The organism is Pseudoselenomonas ruminantium (genome assembly GCF_900142515.1).
Taxonomy (GTDB): domain Bacteria; phylum Bacillota; class Negativicutes; order Selenomonadales; family Selenomonadaceae; genus Selenomonas_A; species Selenomonas_A ruminantium_D.
Genome location: NZ_FRBC01000056.1, coordinates 1 through 1,830, shown reverse-complemented (window position 1 = coordinate 1,830; position 1,830 = coordinate 1). Strand labels below are relative to the sequence as shown.

Sequence of the window (1,830 nt, the reverse complement as noted above, 5' to 3'; positions counted from 1 at the left end):
TCCGATACTCGGCTTGTCGAGAGCAGTTAATGAGCAACAAAATTTATAAAGATATTTAACATATATTGCTAAGTTTGTTTATAAATACAGCATGATGGAGAAAGATGCATAAAAGAACCGGAAAAGGTAACTTGGACAGGTCCGTGATGGCGGGCTCGTTCCAGTTACCTTTTTGCGTGTAAAGAAAAGTAATTGGGAAGAAATATATGCGTTTTTTCTGTCGCTAAGAATATACAATAATAAATTGTCTGAAATATGTAAATTCCCTCTTGCAATTATCCTTAAAAGTGCTATCATGTTAACCATGAAATAAAAGTGCTTTTTTTCACAAGTTAAAGTTAAAATTTTCACGAATGAAATGTGTAGTGCTGGGAGGGCTTTTTCATGGCAGAAAAGAAACCGCGTATCGTTATTGTAGGCGCTGGCTTTGGTGGCGTCAAATTGGCAAAGCTGTTTAGCAAGGAAGATGTGGATATCACCTTGGTAGACCGCCACAATTACCATTTGTTCCAGCCGCTTCTTTATCAGGTGTCTACAGCGGTGCTGTCCACGGATGAGATTGCCTATCCTATCCGCACGTTCTTCCGCAAGAACAAGAATGTGGAATTCTTTATGGCCAAGGCATTGGGCGTTGACCAGAAACGGAATATCCTGCTGACCAATCATGGGGAGATCGAATACGATTATCTGATCCTGGCTGCTGGTGCGACCACGAACTTCTTTGGCATGACGGAAGTGGAACAGCATTCCTTTGGTATGAAATCCCTGCAGGAGGCGCTGCATATCCGCAATCATGTGCTGCATATGTTCGAGCGTGCCAACAAGAGCAAGGATCCCGAAGAGCGCCGCAAGATGCTGAGCTTCGTCATTGTAGGGGGCGGCCCCACCGGCATTGAAGAGGCGGGAGCTATCTCGGAGCTGATTGGCATCCAGAAGAAGGAATTCCATAACCTGGACTTCAGCGAGGTTTCCGTCAAGCTGATTGAAGCTACGCCGAATGTCCTGCCCATGATGCCGCAGAACCTGCGTGACCATACGGTAGAGGTCCTGCGCGGCAAAGGTGTGGAAGTGCTGTTGAATACGCAGGTGGTAGGCTATGACGGACATATCATCAAGCTGAAGAATGGGGAAGAGATTCCGACCAGCACGCTGATATGGGCCGCTGGTGTCAAGGCCGTGCCGTTCATCGAAAATTGCGGTGGGGAAGTAGACCGGGCCGGCCGTGTTATCGTTGACGAGAAACTGCGCGTCAATGGCAGTCAGAATGTCTTTGCCATCGGTGACTGCGCGAACTTCTGTCACGGCACGGAACGTCCGCTGGCTACGGTAGCTCCCGTGGCTACGCAGGAAGCCGTAGTGGCCCATGAGAACATCATGCGCCTGATTCGCGGCCAGCAGGAACTCAAGACCTTTGTCTATAAGGATTTAGGTGCCATGGCCACCATTGGCCGTGGGCAGGCCGTTGTGGCCAAGACCAGCATGAACCCGGAGATGACCGGCTTCATTGCCTGGTGCGCATGGATGTTCATTCATCTGATCCGTCTGGCAGGTACGCATACCAATATCACGGTAGCCATCAAGTGGACCTGGAACCTGCTGTCCGGCACGCGATTGGGACGCATCATTACGAATATCAAAATCTGAGGATAAATGGGGATGTGAAAAATTCCCTTGGCTTAAAATTTTGGGCTGTTGCAGTGAAAAATTACGTGCAACAGCCCAATTTGCGTAAATCGCAGTTTATCAATGCGAGCCTGAATAAAATTTGTTACAGCTCAGTGGGGCGGCGGTGGGAATACTTTTTCGCCGCTCCACTAAATGACCCGCCAG

General features: G+C 48.6%; 1 protein-coding gene. It reads left to right on the top strand.

Annotation, left to right across the window (positions count from 1 at the left end; translation table 11 throughout):
- Positions 1-384: 384 nt before the first annotated feature.
- Positions 385-1,644 (top strand): NAD(P)/FAD-dependent oxidoreductase, encoded by a 1,260-nt coding sequence (locus tag BUB68_RS14800; protein WP_073093061.1) that lies wholly within the window; start codon positions 385-387, stop codon positions 1,642-1,644.
- The last annotated feature ends 186 nt before the right edge of the window (positions 1,645-1,830 follow it).